The following is an 18,348-nucleotide window of genomic DNA, read 5'->3' on the forward strand; positions in this document are numbered from 1 at the left end:
GGGAGGGACTGGCCGCGGCCGCGGGACAATCCGCGGCCGCGGCACAGGTGCCGGGTCAGTGCGCCGGCTTGGCCGGGCGCAGCAGGCTCAGCACCACGGTGGCGCCGATCACCACCGCCACCGCCAGCAGCGACACCAGCACCGGGATCTTGTACAGGTCGATGATCAGCATCTTGGTGCCGATGAACACCAGCACGATCGCCAGGCCGTAGGGCAGCAGGTGGAAGCGGTCGGCCATGCCCGCGAGCAGGAAGAACATCGCGCGCAGGCCTAGCACCGCGAACACGTTGGAGGTCAGCACGATGAACGGGTCGGTGGTGATCGCGAAGATCGCCGGGATGCTGTCCACCGCGAAGATCACGTCGGTGATCGCGATCAGCATCAGCACCGCGAACAGCGGGGTGAACCAGCGCTTGCCTTCCTGGGTCACGCTCAGCGCGTTGCCGTGGTACTGCGGGGTCAGGCGCAGATGCTTGCGCATGAAGCGCAGCACCGGGTTGGCTTCCAGGTCCGGCTCCTTGCCCGCCGAGAACCACATCTTGATGCCGGTCAGCAGCAGGAACGCGCCGAATACGTACAGCAGCCAGTGGAACTTGGTCAGCAGCACCGAGCCGGCGAAGATCATCACCGCGCGCAGCACGATCGCGCCGAGCACGCCGATCACCAGCACGCGCTGGCGCTGCTCCTCCGGCACGGCGAAGTAGCTCATGATCATCAGGAACACGAAGATGTTGTCGACTGCCAGCGACTTCTCGACCAGGTAGCCGGTCAGGAACTCAAGCCCCAGGCGGTTGCCGGTGGCCACGTCGATGGTCTCGCGCAGGTACCACCACAGGCCGGCGTTGAACGCCAGCGCCAGCGCGATCCAGCCGATGCTCCACCACAGCGCTTCCTTGAAGGTGACCTTGTGCGGACCGCCGTGGCGCATCAGCACCAGGTCCGCCAGCAGCGCCACGACCACCACGATCGCGAAACCGCTCCACAACCACACGTTGCCTATCGTTTCCATTGGGAATTTTCCGTCAGTGAACAGGGAACCTCGGGGCCGCGTTGGCGGAGGCGTTCCGGACGGAGACGACGGATGTCGTCCAGAGGGTGCCTTCGCCACTGCGGCGAAGGTCTCGCTCGCAACCGGCGGACCGGTTGCCGTTGCACCGGAGCCCGCGGACTCGAATTGACGGCGACAACGTCGGGAGCTACTCCCCTTCTGTGGGCATTCTTGCGGCTGCCGGCGGTGCCGTCAATCGGGGCGGCTACAATGGCGTTCATGAATAGTCCCCTGCCCGTAGTCCGCCTCAAGAACGCCTGGCGCTCCAGCCATCCCTGGATCTTCCAGAAACTGGTCGAAAAACCCGCCGCCAGGCCCAAGCCGGGCGCGCTGGTGAACGTGGTCGGGGTGGACGGCGACTGGATCGGCCGCGGCTTCTACAACGGCCACTCGCGCATCGCCGTGCGCATCCTCGAGACCCACCCCGACATCGCGGTCGACGAAGCGTGGTTCGCGCGCAAGATCGCCGAGGCGGTGTCGCTGCGCCGTGACGTGCTCAAGCTGGACGCGGTCAGCGATGCCTGGCGCGTGGTACATGCCGAGGGCGACGGCCTGTCCGGCCTGGTGGTGGACCGCTATGGCGACCTGCTGGTGGTGGAATTCTTCAGCGCCGGCATGTTCCGCCACCGCGAGTGGATCTATGCCGCGCTGCGCGCGCAGTTCCCCGGCGCGCGCTTCTACAGCTTCGCCGAGGAGCACGTGCAGAAGCAGGAGAGCTTCGACTACCGGCCGGTGTCCAGCAGCGGCGAGCGCCCGGAGCCGGCGATCATCAGCGAATACGGCGTGCGCTTCCGCGCCGACCCGGCCAGCGCGCACAAGACCGGCTTCTTCGCCGACCAGCGCGAGAACCGGCAGTGGCTGAGCCAGCAGGTGGAGGGCAAGCGCGTGCTCGACCTGTGCTGCAACACCGGTGGTTTCGCGGTGTACGCCAAGGTCCGCGGCGCCACCGAGGTGGTCGGCGTGGACATCGACGAGGATGTGATCGAGATCGCCAAGGGCAACGCGCGCCTCAACGACGTGCGGCCCAAGTTCGTGCAGGCCGACATCTTCCCGTACCTGCGCGATGCCGCCGCCCGCGGCGACCAGTACGACGTGGTGATCCTGGACCCGGCCAAGATGACCCGCGACCGCGACCAGGTGATCCCGGCGCTGAAGAAGTACCTGGACATGAACAAGCTGGCGCTGGGCGTGGTCGCCCCGGGTGGCCTGTTCGCCACCTTCTCCTGCACCGGCCTGGTCGCCGAGCACGAGTTCCTGGACATGCTGCGCCGTGCCGCCTACTTCTCCGGCCGCACCATCCAGATCCTGAAGGTGGCCGGCGCCGGCGCCGACCATCCGTTCATGGCGCACGTGCAGGAATCGCGCTACCTCAAGGCGGTGTTCTGCCGCGTGCTGGACTAGCGCGCCGCGCATGCGCCAGGCCGAACCGCGATGCCTGCGTGACGGCCTGATCCGGGCGCGCCGGCCGGCGTTCGCCGCCGCCGCTGCATGAAGATCGTCATCGCTCCGGACGCATTCAAGGAGAGCCTGTCGGCGGCGCAGGCCGCGGCGCAGATCGCGGCCGGCTTCCGCAGCGTGTTCCCGGACGCACAGTACGTGCTGCTGCCGTTCGCCGATGGCGGCGAGGGCACGGTGGACGCGCTGGTGGCCGGCGCCGGTGGACGTCGGGTCGCCTGCACGGTGACCGGGCCGCTGGGTGAACCGGTGGCGGCGCAGTTCGGGTTGAGCGAGGACGGCGACACCGCGCTGATCGAGATGGCCGCGGCCAGCGGGCTGATGCTGGTGCCGCCGCATGTGCGCGACCCGCGCTTGACCGGCACCCGCGGCGTCGGCGAACTGATCCTGGCCGCGCTGGATGCCGGCGCGCGCCGGCTGCTCATCGGCATCGGCGGCAGCGCCAGCAACGACGGCGGCGCCGGCATGGCGCAGGCCCTGGGCGTGCGCCTGCTGGATGCGCACGGCCGCGACTTGGCCGCCGGCGGCGCGGCGCTGGGCGCGCTGGCGCGCATCGACCTGGACGGGCTGGACCCGCGGCTGCGCGACTGCACCATCGAGGTCGCCTGCGACGTCGACAACCCGCTGACCGGGCCGAGCGGCGCCTCGGCGGTGTTCGGCCCGCAGAAGGGCGCCACCCCGACGATGGTCGCCGAGCTCGATGCCGGCTTGCGGCACTACGCCGAGGCGATCGAACGGACCCTGGGCGTGGCGGTGGCGCAACTGCCCGGTGCCGGCGCGGGCGGCGGCATCGGCGCGGCCCTGGTCGCCTTCCTCGGCGCGCGCCTGCGGCCGGGCGTGGAGATCGTCGCGCAGGCGCTGGGGCTGGAAGCGCACCTGGCCGGCGCCGATCTGCTGGTCACCGGCGAGGGCCGCCTGGACGGGCAGAGCGCGCAGGGCAAGGTGCCGGTCGGCCTCGCCCGCATCGCGCGACGTCACGGCGTGCCGGTGCTGGCCATCGCCGGCGGCCTGGGCGACGGCGCGGCGGACCTGCATGCGCAAGGAATCGACGCGTTGTTCGGCGCGGTGCAGCGGATCTCCACCCGCGAGGCGGCGCTGGCCGACGCCGCGGATGCCCTGCGCGCGGCGGCACGCAATGTGGCTGCAGCGATCGCGCTTGGCCAGCGCCTTGGCGGCTTCCGGGCGCAATAGCGGTCTTCTCCGTCGGCTCGACTTGGCGGCACGCTGCAATCCGCGGAGTTGGTTCGCGGTATGTCGGCCCCTGTGGGAGGAACTTCAGTCCCGACGCGCTGACCGGTGGTTACCGCAGAATCCGCGAGTCCGTTGCCCCGCGCGTCGCGGCTGAAGCCGCTCCCACACGTGGGTACTCGCCAGCGGATGCGCCACGCGCAGGCAAGTCTTGTGGGAGGGACTCAGTCCCGACGCGATGAAGGACGGTTGCCACAAAAGCCAACGAGGCCGTTGCTTCGCGCGTCGCGGCTGAAGCCGCTCCTACAAGTGGGCATTTCGCCAGCGGATGCGGCACGCACAGGCAGGCCCTGTGGGAGGGACTTCAGTCCCGACGCGATGAACCGGCGGCTGTCACAGGGGGAAGCCCGCCCCAGGCGGGTGAGTGGGTCCGCGCTGAGCTCGCTTTTGCCAATCCCAAATCACCAATCCCAACTCCCGTACCCGCACCAAACTGGTGCTACAGCCCGCGCCCATTTGGCGCACGCCGCCCCATTCAGGTAAACTGAAAACGTTTACAACACGGATGCTCCCGCCATGGAAACCCCTAATCTTCCGCAACGCGCCCCGCTCAGCCCCAAGTGGCAGTTCCGCTTCGACTTCTTCGACCGGTACGGCGCCCCCTCCACGCCCGAGTACAAGGCCGCGTTCAAGGCGCTGCCGTTCATGGAGCGGTTGAAGATCAACATGAACTTCTTCGCCCTGTTCTTCGGCTTCATCTACTTCTTCATCCTCGGCATGTGGCGCAAGGCGCTGGGGCTGATCGGTATCTCGCTGGTGCTGGGCATCGTCGCGGCGTTCCTGCCCGACGCGCTCGGCCGCGGCCTGGGCATCGCCTACTCGCTGCTGGTCGGCATGGCCGCCAACTACGCCTACTACCTGGACCAGCGCAAGGGCAGCGTCAGCTGGAACCCGTTCGAAGGCGTGCGTTGGTGGTAACGGCCGGGTGTGGCGGCGCGAGCATGCGCCGCGCCGCCACGTCAGTCAGCGCCTGCGCTTCCAGAATTGCCAGGCAGGCGCCGGCTTCGCCGTGACCGCTGCGGCGGTGGCCTGCGCCGGGGCCAGTTGCCCCTGCACGCCGGTCAGCCGCCCCTGCGCATCGAACGCCAGGACGATGCGGCTGTTGCCACGGGTCGCCACGGTCTGCGCGGATTCGCGCTGCAGCGCAAAGCCCTGCTTGGCCAGAAAGCCGTCGGTCATGGCGCGGTGGTCGAGTTCGAACTGCATCGGCAATTCGCCGAGCAGGCGCAGCACGCGGGCGTCGTCGCACGGCGCGAAGACCGCGGCCGGCACGTCCTCGAGCAGGAAGAACAGCGCGCCGCCATCGTACGGCGCGCGGTAGTAGCAGCGCCCACGCAGGGCGCCGGCGAGCAGGGCGATGTGGTGGCCGGCGTCCGCGCCCACTGCCGAGGATGGTTCGACTAACTCTTCGATGCCTTCGCGCTCCCCGTACGCGCGTAGCGCGATCGCGTCGGTCAGCAGGGCCGGCGGCAGGTTGCTGGCGGTGTTGGCCCAGGCCCACAGCCAACTGGCGCTGGCCTCGGCGGCGGTGCCCAGCAACTGCAACGGAAACGACAGATCCTCGCCGAAGTGCACCCGGCCTTCGCCCAGGTCCACCTGCCAGCGCCGCTCGGCCAGCACGTCGGCCAGCGCCAGCTGGCGCGCATAGGCACTGCCGATGTGGCGTGCCAGGGCAGCCTGGAATTGCGGACTCATCGCGGGGTCTGCGCGCGCTGCAGCAGGCTGTTGCGGCGGCCGTACAGCAGGTAGGCGACCACGCCCAGCGCGTTCCACAACCCGAACCAGATCTTCGTGGTATCCGGCAGGCTCCAGAACAGGTACAGGCAGCCGCCGATCGCCAGCGGCCCGACCAGCCACGCCAGCGGCGTGCGGAAGGTGCGGGCACGGCCGGGTTCGCGGCGGCGCAGGACCAGCATGCAGGCGGCCACGGCGATGAAGGCGGCCAGGGTGCCGGCATTGGCCAGCGCGGCGATCTCGTCCAGCCGCGCCACGCCGGCCAGCGCCGCCACCAGCGCCGCGGTGAACAGCGTGGTCGCCACCGGCGTACCGGTACGCGCGTTGACCTTGGACAGCCCGCGTGGCAGCAGGCCGTCGCGCGACATCACGAAGAAGATCCGGCTCTGCCCGTACAGGAAGGCCAGCAGCACGGTCGGCAGCGCGATCACCGCGACTGCACCGATCACCGCCGCCGCATCGGGCTGGCCCAACTGGCGCAGGATCAATGCCAGTGGCTCGGCGCTTGCGCCGAACACGTCGTAGCGCATCGCGCCGACCGCGGCCAGCGCCACCAGGATGTAGATCAGGGTGCAGCCGATCATCGAGCCGACGATGCCGATCGCCAGGTCGCGCTTGGGGTTCTTGGTTTCCTCGGCGGCGGTGGAGATCGCATCGAAGCCATAGAAGGCGAAGAAGATGATCGCCGCCGCGGCCATCACTCCGTGCACGGCGCCGTCGGCGCTCACCGTCTTGGGGAAGCCATAGGGCATGAACGGGTGCAGGTTGGCGCTCTGGAACGCCGGCAGCGCCACCGCCACGAAGATGCCCAGCGCGATCAGCTTCAGCACCACCAGCACCGCGTTGAGCGTGGCGCTTTCCTTGGTGCCGGCCATCAGCAGGCCGGCCACGGCGAAGGTGATCAGCACCGCCGGCAGGTTGACGATGCCGCCGGCGTGCGGCCCGGCGGTCAGCGCCGCCGGCAGGCTCATGTCGAACCCGGTCTGCGCGCTTGCCCAGTGCAGGAAGCCGACGAAATAACCCGACCAGCCCACCGCCACCGTGCTGACCACCAGCGAGTACTCCAGGATCAGGCTCCAGCCCACCACCCAGGCGATCGCCTCGCCGAGCGCGACGTAGCTGTAGGTGTAGGCGCTGCCGGCGGCCGGCATCATCGTCGCCATCTCCGCGTAGGCCAGCGCCGCGCAGGCGCAGATCGCCCCGGCCACCGCGAACGACACCAGCACCGCCGGCCCGGCCAACTGCGCGCCAGTCCCGATCAGGGTGTAGATGCCGGTGCCGACGATCGCGCCGATGCCCAGCGCCACCAGATGCGGCCAGCTCAGCGAGGGCACCAGCCGCCGGCCGGCCTCGTGGACGGTGACCAGGTCAAGCGACTTGCGCCGGAACAGGAACGACATGCGGGCCTCGGGTGCGGAAGTGACAAGCCCGGCAGTGTCGCCGAATGCGGTGCAGCAAAGCTATGCCTGCGGCGTGGTATGGCACGGCGCTTGTGCTGGTCGATGCGAAGCGCGTGTCCGGCTTTATCGCGCGGAGACCGCTGTATCTCTCTGTCGCGTAGGAGCGACTTCAGCCGCGACGGGCGTTCCCGATGACGCCTGCCGCGGCTGAAGCCGCTCCTACCGAATACCTGTGCGCCAGGACGTGTTCTACCGACCCAGCCGCTCCGCCAGCCGCACCAGCTCCGCCAGCGAGCCGACCTCGAGCTTGCGCATCGCATTGCCGCGGCGCACCTTCACCGTGATCTCGCTGAGCTGCAGTTGCGCCGCCACCTGCTTGTTGAGCAGGCCCTGCACCACCAGTTCCACCACCTCGCGTTCGCCGGCGCTGAGCCGCGCCCAGCGTGCCTGCAGTTCGGCCTGCGCGGCCTCGGCGGCGCGGCGCGCGCGGTCGCGGGCGATGCCCTGGCCGATCGCATCGAGCAGGTCCTGGTCGCGGAACGGCTTGGTCAGGAACTCGATCGCGCCGTTCTTCATCGCCTCCACGCTCATCGGGATGTCGCCATGCCCGGTGATGAAGATGGTCGGCAGCGCCAGCCCGGCCTCGTGCATGGTGCGGTGGAAGTCCATGCCGCTCTGTCCGGGCATGCGGATGTCCAGCACCAGGCAGCTCGGCGCGTCGACGCGTGTGTGCGCCAGGAAGTCGCGGGTCGAGGCGAAGGCATGCACCTGCAGGTCCACCGAGGCGAACAGGTCTTCCAGCGCGGCGCGGATCGAGGCGTCGTCGTCGATCAGGTACACCACCGGGCGTGCGCTCGCGTCGGCGGTCATGGCCGCACTCCGCTGGCGGTGGGCAGGCACACGTGGAACACCGCGCCGCACGGTCGCCCCGGTTCGGCCCAGATGCGGCCGCCGCCGGCCTCGACGATGCTGCGGCTGATGCTCAGGCCGATGCCGATGCCGCCCTGCTTGGTGGTCCAGAACGCATCGAACAGGTGCGCCTGCGCCTGTGCGGACAGGCCTTCGCCGCTGTCGGCCACGCTCAGCCGCACCGAGCGTGCGTCCTCGCGTTCGCTGACGATGCGCAGCGTCCGCTGTGCCGGCGGCGTGGCGGCCATCGCCTCGATCGCATTGAGCAGCAGGTTGCCAATCACCTGCTGGATCTGCACCGGGTCGGCCGACACCGGCGGCAGCAGCGCCGACAGTTCGGTGTGCACGCTGACCGCGCTGCGCTCCAGTTCGCCCTGTGACAGCGCCATCACCTCGTTGACCGCGGCGTTGAGATCGAAGGCGCGCTGCTGCGGCGCCTCGCCGCGGGTCAGGCTGCGCACCCGCGCGATCACCTCGCCGGCGCGCTCGGCGTCGGCCAGGATGCGTGCCAGCGCCGCGCGCGCCTTGTCCAGGTTCGGCGGCTGCTGGTCGAGCCAGCGCTGGCAGGCATTGCCGCTGGTGACGATGGCCGCCAGCGGCTGGTTGACCTCGTGCGCGATCGAGGCGGTGAGACTGCCGAGGCTGCGCACCCGCGCCAGCCGCAGCAACTGCGCCTGCGCCGCGTGCGCGGCGGCCTTGGCCCGTTCCATGCGCACCGCGATGGAGGCGGTGATCGCCACCACCACGATGCTGATCGCCGAGTTGATCACGCCGACCCGGTAGGCGCCGGCATGGGTGAGATGGAAGCTGAGCACGACCAGCACCACGCAGATGCCGGCCAGTACGCCAAGCCCGGCCGGTGCCAGTAGCCGCACCGCGCCAAGGATCGCCACGGTGTAGAACAGCGCCGCCGCCACCGCATAGTCGGTGACCGTGTCGGCGACGAAGATCGCGCCCAGCGCCAGGCCCAGCGCGGCCAGGCCGAGCAGGCGGCGGTGCGGCGGCAGCGGCTTGAACCAGGCGATCATCGGCGGCGTGGCATGGAAGTGACGAGGTTGGGCATGGCTGGCTCAGGCTTCGGCGCCGGCGTTCCAGAACGCCTGTTGTACACCCGGTTCGCCCTCCAGGCGCTGCACAACTTCATCCAGTTCCTCGGCGCGCACCGCGGTGGCATACAGCGTCGCGGCGATCTCCACGTCCCGCTGCCCGAACGGATGCTGCTCGACCTCGCGCGCCGGGTAGTGCGCCTCCTCCAGCAGTTCGATCAGCCGCTCGCGCACCTCGCCGTGCACCTCGCGCGCGCAGATCGCATAGAACATGTAGGTGGCTTCCAGCGAAGATTCCTTCAGCGGATGCCGGTTGATGCGGTTGACCATCGGCCGCAGCAGGGTGTTGCTGAGCAGCACGAACATCGCCGCCAGCACCGCCTCGGCGACCAGCCCGGCGCCGGCGCAGGCGCCGACCGCGCCCGATCCCCACAGCGTGGCCGCGGTGTTGAGCCCGGTGACGTTGGCGCCCTCCTTCATGATCGCGCCAGCGCCGAGGAAACCGATACCGGAGACCACGTAAGCCACCACCTGCACCGCGCCCTGGGTGCCGCCATGGATCTCGAACAGGCGGTCGCCGAGCGAGACGAAGATCGCCGCGCCGACCGCGACCAGGGTGTTGGTGCGCAGCCCGGCAGTGCGCTGGCGCACCTGGCGCTCGAAGCCGATGATCGCGCCGAGCACGAAGGCGGCGGTGAGGCTCACCAGGGTGTCGAGCAGCGAGCCGAGATTGAACAGGCGCAGGGCTTCCATCAGGGCGCGTTCCAGTGGGCGAGGGGAGCGCGCATGGCGGCTCCGGGGAAGGGAGTGGGCAGGGACGGGGGCCGATGATGCCGCGGCGAGATGGCAGCTCGCATCGTGGCGACGGACAGATGCGACTCAGCGCACCCCGGGCCGCCACGCCAGCGCGGCAGGCAGCCAGTGCGCCGCCGGGGCACTCACCCCGGCCTCGTGCAGGCGCCGCTGCGCCGCATGCGGCAGCCGCGCGCGGACCCGGATGCGGTCGGCGACGGACAGCAGCGACAGTGCATCGGCCATCACCCGCGGTGACTGCGCGGACAGCGCCAGCGCGAAGGCGCGGGCGCCATGGGCGGCGAGCAGATGGCGCAGCGCTTCGGTGCGGCGCATGGCGACCGCGGCGCGCAGCGCGCGCTGCAGGCAGCGCTGCAGGCGGAAACGACGGGAAAACAGCGAGAACACGAACATGACGACCTCCTTGCGGCGCGTGGCCGGAAAGGACGTCGCAGCGTGCGGGCAGCGGGCGTCTTCCGGCTCAGTGCCGGGCAGCGACCAGGCGAGGGGAGCGGTGGGGGAATGCGGCGCTGACGCCGCGTCGATGCGGATCGGGGTCCATGCTCGCCTCCGGTGTCAGGGGGGAACGGATCGCGCGGAGCGCGACGGTCTGGCGCGGTCGGATGCCGCGGTGCCGCTCACTGGCCGGGCCAGGAGCGGGTGGCGCAAAGCTTGGCATGCGGCCCAGGTGTGCACCAGCCTGCATGAGGCCATGGCGGCGATACCAAGGTATATCCGCTCTCCTCCGCGTGCCGGCGCGTGGCGCAGCGATTGAGACGCGGCCGGCTACACTGGCCGCATGCAGAACGATGCCCATTTCCTGATCCTCGCCGGCCTGTTGTGCGCCGTCATCGCCCTGTTGCTGGCCGTGTTGCTGCGGCGGGGCAACCACACCGCGCTGGAGGCGGCCCTGCGCGAGGAGCAGCGCAGCGGCCGCGGCGAACTGCGCGAGCAGCTCGACAGCCTGGCCCGCCAGCAGGACGCGCGCAGCGAAGGCTTCGCCCGCCACCTGGCCGACTTGTCCACTCGCACCGATCAGCGGCTGGACCTGCTGCGCGAAGCGCTGACCGAGGACGCGCGGCGCGGCCGGGTCGAGGCCGGCGCCGCGCAGCAGCGCATGGCCGAGCTGCTGAGCCAGCGCCTGGTCGAGATCCGCGGCCAGCTCGACGCCTTCGGCCAGCAGCAGGACGCACGCATGGCCCAGTTCGGCCAGCAGCAGGCCGAACTGATCGCGCGCATCGACGCGCAGCTGGGCGCGCTGCGCGAGGCCTTGCTCGAGGACGCGCGCAAGGGCCGCCAGGAAGGCGCGGACGCGCAGCAGCGCTTCGCCGACACACTCGGCCAGCGCCTGGGCGACCTGGTCCAGCGCAACGAGCAGCGGATGGGCGAGATGCGCGCCACCCTGGAGGAGCGGCTGAAGGAACTGCAGGCCGACAACGCGGCCAAGCTCGAACAGATGCGCGGCACTGTCGACGAGAAGCTGCAGACCACCCTCAACACGCGCCTGGATGCCTCGTTCAAGCTGGTTTCCGAACGGCTCGAGCAGGTCCAGCGCGGCCTGGGCGAGATGCAGCAGCTGGCCACCGGCGTCGGCGACCTCAAGCGCGTGCTGAGCAACGTCAAGAACCGCGGCGGCTGGGGCGAGGTGCAGCTGGAGAACATCCTCGAGCAGACCCTGACCCAGGAGCAGTATGCGCGTGGCGTGCGGGTGCGCCCGGAGCGCAACGAGATGGTCGATTTCGCCGTGCGCCTGCCCGGCCGCGGCCACGAAGACACGCCGGTGTGGCTGCCGATCGACGCCAAGTTCCCGCGCGAGGATTACGAGCGCCTGCTCGACGCGCAGGAGCAGGGCGATCCGGAACTGGTGCAGGCGACGGGGGCGCAACTGGAGCGCGCGATCCGGGTGCAGGCCAAGTCGATCGGCGACAAGTACATCGCCCCGCCGCATACCACCGATTTCGCGGTGATGTTCCTGCCTACCGAGGGCCTGTACGCCGAGACCCTGCGCCGCCCCGGCTTGGCCGACCTGCTGCAGCGCGAGCACCGCATCGTCGTCGCCGGGCCGACCACCATCACCGCCCTGCTCAACAGCCTGCAGATGGGCTTCCGCACGCTCGCCATCGAAAAGCGCTCCAGCGAGGTGTGGGGCGTGCTGGCGGCGGTCAAGAGCGAGTTCGGCAAGTTCGCCGGCATCCTGGAAAAGGCCGAGAAGCAGATCAGCACCGTCGGCAAGAGCCTGGGCGAGGCCAGCCGCAAGACCCGCACCATCGAGCGTCGCCTGCGCGGCGTCGAGACCCTGGCCGATGCGCAGGCCGTGCCGTTGCTGGAACTGTCGCTGCCGTTGGACGATGCCGAGGCGGACGAGGCGACAGGCGACGAATCCGGCTGAGTGCACGCGGCTAAGAGGTGTCGTCACGTGAACGTGGATGGAGTGTGCGGTGCGCCAAGGTGGGACATCCGGTCAGCGGACAGTCGCCTGTCGCGGCGCTGAGTGACGGGTCCCGGGCGTCCGCTGCGCCGTAGCCGCAACGACTATGCTGACGCTCCTTTTCGACCGAGGTAATGCCCCATGTCCGATTCGCTGACCGCCATCCCGCTGACCCGCATCGATGGCCAGCCGGCCACCCTGGCCGAGTTCGCGGGCAAGGTGCTGTTGATCGTCAACGTCGCTTCCAAGTGCGGCCTCACTGCGCAGTACGCAGGCCTGGAAGCGCTGTACCGCGAGAAGCAGGCTGCGGGGCTGGAAGTGCTGGGCTTCCCGGCCAACGACTTCAAGGGCCAGGAGCCGGGCAGCGAGGCGGAGATCCAGCAGTTCTGCCAGCTCACCTACGACGTGACCTTCCCGATGTTCGCAAAGATCGCGGTTACCGGCGAGGACACGCATCCGCTGTACCGCGCGCTGATCGCCGCGCAGCCGCAGACCGAGGGCGAGGGTCCGATGCGCGAGAAGTTGGCCGGCTATGGTATCGAGCCGAATCCGGCGCCGGGCGTGCTGTGGAACTTCGAGAAGTTTCTGGTCGGCCGCGACGGCCAGGTCCGCGCGCGCTTCGCCCCGGACGTCACCGCCGAGGATCCGCGCCTGCGTGCGGCGATCGATGCGGCGCTGGGGTAACGGTGCGCTGCGCTTGAGACCATCAGGCGGTGCCTGGCAGAGAAGGTGCTGTTGTGGCGTCTAGCTAGTTGGTGACCGAGCCGGAGAGGTTGCCGACGTGGTTGTTTTCCAGCGTCGCTTGTCGCGGCTGAAGCCGCTCCTACGCAAGGCCTGCAGCATCGACGTGGTCGCCGTCGCCGTCGCCGTCGCCGTCGCCGTCGCTGTTGCTGTTGCCTCGGCTGTTGCTTGGCTTTGGTTGTTGCTCTGGCTTTTGATTTACGGGGTTCCCTTCCGAAGCGGCGGCCAGCGCGGGGAAACACCCGAAGGGCGGCGTACATGGATGTACGCCGTCCGCGGCAGGGGCAGGATGCCCCTTCCGCGGATCCCCGTGATGGACGCGGACCCGGAGCGCGTAGCGCGGAGGGCGCGAAGGCAGGGCGCGCTTTCTTTTGGTTACCTTTTCTTTGCGCGAGCAAAGAAAAGTAACTCGCCCGTCAGGGCGAAAGCCTTTAGAGCTTTTGCTGTTGCTACTGCTGTTGATTGAAGTTGGTCTATCGGACGAGAAGATCTGTAGGAGCGGCTTTAGCCGCGACAGCGAGAGTCCGTTCTGTCTGTCGCGGCTAAAGCCGCTCCTACGATTCAGCGGCCGCCACCGTGGCAGCAAGTGCAAGAGCAAAGCTTTCGCCTAGCGGCGAGTTACTTTGATCAGCCTTCGGCTGCTGAGAAGCGCTTCTTTGCTTGTGCAAAGAAAAGTAACCAAAAGAAAGCACACCCCGCAGCGCGCCTTCCGCGCTTCGCGCTCCAGGTTCGCAGTCACGACGGGCATTTTTCGACGGCACATCCATGTGCCGGCGAAAAACGACGCGCATCCTGCGCGTCGCCCTTCGGGTATTCGCCCGCCGCGGCTGCCGCGCCGAGGGGACCCCGGTAAATCAACAGCAAGAGCAACAGCAACAGCAAGAGCAACAGCAACAGCAACAGCAACAGCAAGAGCAACAGCAACAGCAACAGCAACAGCAACAGCAACAGCAACAGCAACAGCAACATCGGCTGCTCGCCTACGTACGCCGCGACACTTGATCACCCACTGCAAACCGAGCGCTCATTCCCGCACATCGCTCTGCGCCCACAGGCGATACCAGCAAAAGCCTCAGACACAAAAAAACCCGGCCGAAGCCGGGCTTTTCACAGGTGAGTCGTGCGCCAGACTAGCGACCGCCGCGCCACTCCGGGACCGGCATCGCGTCCACCGGCACCGTCGGATTGGTTTCTTCTTCGCGCAGATAGGCTGGCAGATCGTCGTCCTGCCGCTTGTGCCCGCGCATGTCGCTCTCGATCTGATAGTTGCGACGCTGCAGCCACGCATCGCGGGTTAGCTGGTACTCGTCCGGCGCCTGGTCGCGCATGCTGTCCAGTGACAGCAATTGCGCCCGTGTATCGACCAACTGCAGGCCCTGCAGGCCGACGCGCACCCGGTCCTCTTCGATCTGCTGCAGCGGCGACAGCGGCGCGTCGCCGACCAGGCCGAACGCATCGCGCACCGTGCGCGGGCCGAACAACGGCAGTTCCAGGTAGCGCGAGCGGCGCCAGCCCCACACGCCCAGGGTCTGGCCGAAGTCCTCGCTGCGGCGCGGCAGGTTGGCGTCGGTGGCCGGGTCGAAGATGCCGCCGATGCCCAGCGTGCTGTTGATCAGGAACCGGCTCAGCGTCTGCCCCGCCTGCAGCGGCCGACCCTGCAGCAACTGGTTGACCATGGTCAGCGGCGAACTGAGGTTGTCGAAGAAGTTGGTTACGCCCAGCCGCACCGGCCGCGGCACCACGTTGACGTAGGCCCGCGCCAGCGGCCGCGCCACACCACGGTCGACCACGTTGTTGAAGGCATGCACCTTGCGGTTGAACTTCTCCCACGGGTCGTAGCTCTGCGGTGCGGGCACGCCCGCCGGCAGGGTCGGATCGGCGACCGGGTTGTACGGGTCGCTGCCGTACAGCGCGGCGTAATCGTCCTCGGCCGAGGTCGGCGTGCCGTTGGCCGATGCAGTGCCCGTGGCGTTCGCCGGGGGCGCCGCCACCGGCGCGCTCGATGCTGCCGGGGCGCTGGCGTCCATGCCGGCCGTGCCGTCCGCGGTGGCCGCCATGGCACTCGCATCGGTGGGCGCGACGTTGTCGCTGGCGGCCGGCGCCGACTGCGCCACGGGCGGCGGAGGCGGGGGCGGCGTGCGCTTGGGCGCGCCGGCGCAGGCGCCCAGAGCGGCGGCCAGGGTGAGGGAAGTGAGGATACGCAGCACGTTCATGTGTCAGCTCGCCGCAGGGGGAGAGTGGAAATCCAGGGTCGAGGCCAGCCGGTAGGCGGCGCTCAGGTCGGTCAGGCCGGCCGGGGCGCCATGGATGGCGACCTCGGCCTGGCCCTGGGCGCGCAGGCGCGCGGCAAGTTCGGCGAGCAGTGCCAGGCCGGCGCTGTCCACCCGCGACACCGCCCGCAGGTCCAGCGCGCGTGCGCCCGGCAGTGCGCGCAGCGCCGCCGGCCACAACGCGGTGGCCGCGGCACGGTCGAGCACGCCGCTCAGCGCGAGCGTGTCGCCGTCGCGGCGCAGCTGCGGCGCATCACTTGCCACTGTTGCCCGCCGGCGCCGCCTGCAGCGTGCCGTTGCGCAGCTCGGCCGCGACCTCGGCGATCGACTTGTTGCGCAGCGGGGTGTCGAACTGGTTGCGGAAGGTCTGCACGTAGGACACGCCCTCGACCATGACGTCGAAGATCTTCCAGCCCGCGCCGGTGTTGCGCAGCAGGTAGTCCACCGGCACCGGGTCGCCGCCGCTGCGCAGCAGCTCGGTGGAGACCTTGACGCCGCGGCCGCCCGGCAGCGGGGTTTCCGACTTCACCCGCACCTGTGGCTTGCCTTCGAAGGTCAGCAGCGAGGTGCCGTAGCGCTGCATCAGGTTGTCGGCCATCGCGTCGCCGAACAGCTTGACGTCGGCGTCGGAGGCGCCGCGGCCGTGCACGCCCAGCACCAGGCGGGCGGCGTAGTCGCGGTCGAAGGACTTGTTCATCTCGCTGTCGATGAACTGGCGCAGCGCGGTCGGGTTGCTCTTGAACTCGCTGCGGCGCTGTTCCAGCGTGGTCAGGATGCGCGTGCTGTTCTCCAGCACCACCTTGCTGGCCGAACCGGCCTGGCTGGCGGAGGCGGCCGGCGCGGCGGCCTGGGCCAGGGCGGCGGAGGGCGCGGCCACGGCCAGCGCGGCGGCGAGAGCGGCGGAAAGCAGTTTGATCGTCATGGCTTGGGTTCCGTTGCGGGCGTGGTGGGGTCGGCCGAGGGTGCGGCAGCGGGTGTTGCGTTCTTGTCGCCGCCGGCGCTGCCGCCGCCGAACATGTACTTGCCGACCAGCTGGATCAGGTCCACCGCCGGCTGGGTGAAGGCGATTTCCTGGCCGGGCTTGAGCGTGTCGGGGTCGCCGCCGGGCTGCAGGCCGACATAGCTCTCGCCGAGCAGGCCGCTGGTCAGGATCGCCGCCGAGGTGTCGGCCGGCAGGTCCTTGTACTTGTCGTCGATGGACAGGGTCACCACCGAGTCGAACTTGGTCGGGTCCAGGTCGATCTTGGCGACCTGGCCGATGATGACGCCGCCGATCTTCACCGGCGCCTGCGCGCGCAGCTGGCCGATCTGCGAGAAGCGCGCGATGAGGTCGTAGCGGTGGCCGCCGAAGCCCCACTGGCGGTTGGTGGAAGCCAGCGCCAGCACCAGCAGCGAGGCCAGGCCCAGCAGCAGGAAGGCGCCGACGGCGAACTCGAGACGGGGACCACGGAGAGCCATAACGTGTCTACCTTGTTGATTCAGCGTGGCCGCGGCGCCAGTGCCGCGACCGGGATGTTGCCGCGGAGCCTGCCGTCGCCGGCCGGCCCCGCGTTGGCGCCGCTCATCGGAACAGCAGCGCCGACATGACGAAATTGAACATCAGCACCAGCAGCGAGGCGTTGACCACGGCGCGGGTGGTGGCCACCGAGGTGCCCTCGATGGTCGGCTCGGCATGGAAGCCGACATAGGCCGCCACCAGCGCCGCCGTGCCGCCGAACACCGCCGACTTCAGCATCGCCACGCCGAAGTCGTCCCAGAAATCCACGCTGCTCGACAGCGCCGACCAGAACGTGCCGCGGTCCAGGCCGAGTGCGCCGACGGCCTCGAAGTAGCTGGCACTGATCGCCAGCGAACAGAAGATGCCGGTCAGCAGCGGCACGGTCAGTACCGCCGCCCAGAAGCGCGGCGCCACCGCCTTGGCCACCGGGTCGATCGCCATCAGCTCCAGCGCCTTGATCTGGTCGGTGGCGCGCATCAGGCCCAGTTCGGCGGCGATGGAGCTGCCGGCGCGGCCGATGAACAGCAGCGCGGTCAGCACCGGCGCCAGTTCGCGGTACAGCGACAGCCCGAGCAGGGTCGACAGCGCATCGGAGGCGCCGTAGGTCTGCAGCGTGCGATAGCCCTGCAGGGTCAGCACCAGGCCGACGAAGGCGCCGCCCACGGCGATGATCGGCAGCGAGCGCGCGCCGACCTTGTAGATCTCGCGGATCAGCTCGGCCAGCAGGTCGCGGGTCGGCAGCGAGCCGCGCAGCACGGTCAGGAAGAACAGCCCGGCGCGGCCCAGGGAACGGATCGGGGCAACGATGGCCATCAGGCGGCGCTCCGCGCGCGCTGCGGCGCATCGAACGGGATCGGGCCGTCGGGGCGGCCGTGCAGGAACTGCTGCAGCAGCGGATCGCTGCTGGCCTGCAATGCCTGCGGGGTGCCGGCGAAGACCACGCCGCCGTTGGCGATGGCCACGGCCTGGTCGCAGATCGGCAGGGTCTCGTGGACGTGGTGGCTGACGATGATGCTGGTCAGGCCCAGGGTATGGTTGAGGCGCTGGATCAGGCTCATGATCACGCCGGAGGCGATCGGGTCCAGGCCGGTCAGCGGTTCGTCGTAGATCATCAGCGGCGGATCCAGGGCCAGCGCCCGCGCCAGCGCCACGCGACGCGCCATGCCGCCGGACAGCTCGCGCGGCCAGGCATCGGCGGCGGCCAGCAGGCCCACCGCGTGCAGCTTCAGCGCCACCAGCCGCTGCAGCACCGGCTCGGGTAGGCGGGTATGGGCGCGCAACGGCAGCGCCACGTTCTCGGCCACGCTCAGGTCGGTGAGCAGGCCGTTGCCCTGCAGCAGCACGCCGATGCTCTTGCGGGTCTCGCGCAGCGCGCGGCTGCCGCGCGGCAGCGGCTTGCCGAACACTTCCAGCGTGCCCGCGGCGGGCACCAGTTCGCCGGTCAGGGCGGCCAGCAGCGTGGACTTGCCGCTGCCGGAGGGCCCGAGCACGGCGGTGATGCTGCCGCGCGGCACGCTCAGCGAGACGTCGCGCAGGATCGCGCGGCCGCCGCGCTCGATGCGTACGCCCGACAACTGCACCAGATTGGATTCGGAAGACGCCATTGCGGCCTTTAACAAAAATACAACATAGGATCGATCCGTTCGGCTGAACTTAACCGAACTGGCCCGTGCAGTATTGTGGCACCGCGCGGGCCGGTGTGCGCGCCCGCTTCGCCCTGTTCATGCAACAGCGTGTCATGCCGCCGCGTCGGCGTCCGGCCCGGTGGCGCGCCCGGTG

The 18,348-nt window shown here is 69.6% G+C and carries 19 protein-coding genes; 5 read left to right on the forward strand and 14 right to left on the reverse strand.

The genetic code is table 11. The annotated features are described in order from the left end of the window. Positions 1-55: 55 nt before the first annotated feature. Complete coding sequence (locus AC1G9L_RS00565) at positions 56-1,009, reverse strand: TerC family protein (protein ID WP_017913055.1); 954 nt, start codon at positions 1,007-1,009, stop codon at positions 56-58. Between the two features lie 258 nt (positions 1,010-1,267). Between AC1G9L_RS00565 and AC1G9L_RS00570 the strand changes: the two genes are divergently transcribed. The 3 genes from AC1G9L_RS00570 (at position 1,268) to AC1G9L_RS00580 (ending at position 4,669) form a co-directional block, all read left to right on the forward strand. Continuing rightward, complete coding sequence (locus AC1G9L_RS00570) at positions 1,268-2,449, forward strand: class I SAM-dependent rRNA methyltransferase (protein ID WP_481069971.1); 1,182 nt, start codon at positions 1,268-1,270, stop codon at positions 2,447-2,449. 87 nt (positions 2,450-2,536) lie between these two features. Next, positions 2,537-3,694, forward strand: a complete 1,158-nt coding sequence (locus tag AC1G9L_RS00575) for a glycerate kinase (protein WP_481069973.1) — start codon at positions 2,537-2,539, stop codon at positions 3,692-3,694. A gap of 573 nt (positions 3,695-4,267) precedes the next feature. Further along, positions 4,268-4,669, forward strand: coding sequence for a DUF2628 domain-containing protein (locus AC1G9L_RS00580; RefSeq protein WP_019799509.1), 402 nt, complete (start codon positions 4,268-4,270; stop codon positions 4,667-4,669). Between the two features lie 45 nt (positions 4,670-4,714). Here AC1G9L_RS00580 and AC1G9L_RS00585 read toward each other — a convergent pair whose 3' ends face one another. The 6 genes from AC1G9L_RS00585 to AC1G9L_RS00610 all read right to left on the reverse strand — a co-directional run bounded on the left by AC1G9L_RS00585 (position 4,715) and on the right by AC1G9L_RS00610 (position 10,046). Beyond that, positions 4,715-5,446 carry a DUF6882 domain-containing protein gene (locus AC1G9L_RS00585; RefSeq protein ID WP_019799508.1) on the reverse strand — a complete coding sequence of 244 codons (732 nt, stop codon included), beginning with the start codon at positions 5,444-5,446 and terminating at the stop codon, positions 4,715-4,717. Further along, positions 5,443-6,885, reverse strand: a complete 1,443-nt coding sequence (locus AC1G9L_RS00590) for an amino acid permease (protein ID WP_019799507.1) — start codon at positions 6,883-6,885, stop codon at positions 5,443-5,445. The genes AC1G9L_RS00585 and AC1G9L_RS00590 overlap by 4 nt, the downstream gene beginning before the upstream one ends. A 249-nt stretch (positions 6,886-7,134) precedes the next feature. Then, the gene (locus tag AC1G9L_RS00595; RefSeq protein WP_019799506.1) at positions 7,135-7,755 is read right to left on the reverse strand and encodes a response regulator; all 621 of its coding nucleotides are present in this window, start codon (positions 7,753-7,755) and stop codon (positions 7,135-7,137) included. Then, positions 7,752-8,822, reverse strand: coding sequence for a sensor histidine kinase (locus AC1G9L_RS00600; protein ID WP_481069974.1), 1,071 nt, complete (start codon positions 8,820-8,822; stop codon positions 7,752-7,754). The genes AC1G9L_RS00595 and AC1G9L_RS00600 overlap by 4 nt, the downstream gene beginning before the upstream one ends. 42 nt (positions 8,823-8,864) lie before the next feature. Further along, positions 8,865-9,593, reverse strand: a complete 729-nt coding sequence (locus AC1G9L_RS00605; protein WP_010343028.1) for an MgtC/SapB family protein — start codon at positions 9,591-9,593, stop codon at positions 8,865-8,867. 126 nt (positions 9,594-9,719) lie between these two features. After that, positions 9,720-10,046 (reverse strand): hypothetical protein, encoded by a 327-nt coding sequence (locus AC1G9L_RS00610; RefSeq protein ID WP_040901942.1) that lies wholly within the window; start codon positions 10,044-10,046, stop codon positions 9,720-9,722. Positions 10,047-10,431: 385 nt separating this feature from the next. Between AC1G9L_RS00610 and AC1G9L_RS00615 the strand changes: the two genes are divergently transcribed. Together AC1G9L_RS00615 and AC1G9L_RS00620 are read left to right on the forward strand one after the other, a co-directional pair. After that, entirely contained in the window at positions 10,432-12,021 is a 1,590-nt protein-coding gene (locus tag AC1G9L_RS00615) for a DNA recombination protein RmuC (protein WP_481069976.1), read from the forward strand. Between the two features lie 180 nt (positions 12,022-12,201). Next, positions 12,202-12,744 carry a glutathione peroxidase gene (locus AC1G9L_RS00620; RefSeq protein WP_019800128.1) on the forward strand — a complete coding sequence of 181 codons (543 nt, stop codon included), beginning with the start codon at positions 12,202-12,204 and terminating at the stop codon, positions 12,742-12,744. Positions 12,745-13,536: 792 nt separating this feature from the next. On the opposite strand, the gene AC1G9L_RS00625 is transcribed toward AC1G9L_RS00620, so the two are convergent. From AC1G9L_RS00625 to AC1G9L_RS00655, 7 genes are all read right to left on the reverse strand, one after another. Next, complete coding sequence (locus tag AC1G9L_RS00625; protein WP_481069977.1) at positions 13,537-13,770, reverse strand: hypothetical protein; 234 nt, start codon at positions 13,768-13,770, stop codon at positions 13,537-13,539. Between the two features lie 161 nt (positions 13,771-13,931). Beyond that, the gene (locus AC1G9L_RS00630) at positions 13,932-15,014 is read right to left on the reverse strand and encodes an MlaA family lipoprotein (protein WP_481069979.1); all 1,083 of its coding nucleotides are present in this window, start codon (positions 15,012-15,014) and stop codon (positions 13,932-13,934) included. A gap of 3 nt (positions 15,015-15,017) precedes the next feature. Beyond that, the gene (locus AC1G9L_RS00635; RefSeq protein WP_010341093.1) at positions 15,018-15,335 is read right to left on the reverse strand and encodes an STAS domain-containing protein; all 318 of its coding nucleotides are present in this window, start codon (positions 15,333-15,335) and stop codon (positions 15,018-15,020) included. Continuing rightward, positions 15,325-15,993, reverse strand: coding sequence for an ABC transporter substrate-binding protein (locus AC1G9L_RS00640; protein WP_019801090.1), 669 nt, complete (start codon positions 15,991-15,993; stop codon positions 15,325-15,327). Before AC1G9L_RS00640 ends, AC1G9L_RS00635 begins: the two co-directional genes overlap by 11 nt. Next, on the reverse strand, positions 15,990-16,529 hold the full coding sequence (gene mlaD, locus AC1G9L_RS00645; RefSeq protein WP_019796169.1) for an outer membrane lipid asymmetry maintenance protein MlaD: 540 nt from the start codon (positions 16,527-16,529) through the stop codon (positions 15,990-15,992). Before mlaD ends, AC1G9L_RS00640 begins: the two co-directional genes overlap by 4 nt. Positions 16,530-16,632: 103 nt before the next feature. Then, positions 16,633-17,382: an MlaE family lipid ABC transporter permease subunit gene (locus AC1G9L_RS00650; protein WP_010341089.1), complete on the reverse strand. Its 750-nt coding sequence runs from the start codon at positions 17,380-17,382 to the stop codon at positions 16,633-16,635. After that, positions 17,382-18,173, reverse strand: a complete 792-nt coding sequence (locus tag AC1G9L_RS00655) for an ABC transporter ATP-binding protein (RefSeq protein WP_481069980.1) — start codon at positions 18,171-18,173, stop codon at positions 17,382-17,384. Before AC1G9L_RS00655 ends, AC1G9L_RS00650 begins: the two co-directional genes overlap by 1 nt. Between the last annotated feature and the right edge of the window lie 175 nt (positions 18,174-18,348).

It is taken from the genome of Xanthomonas sp. NCPPB 1132 (assembly GCF_056629235.1).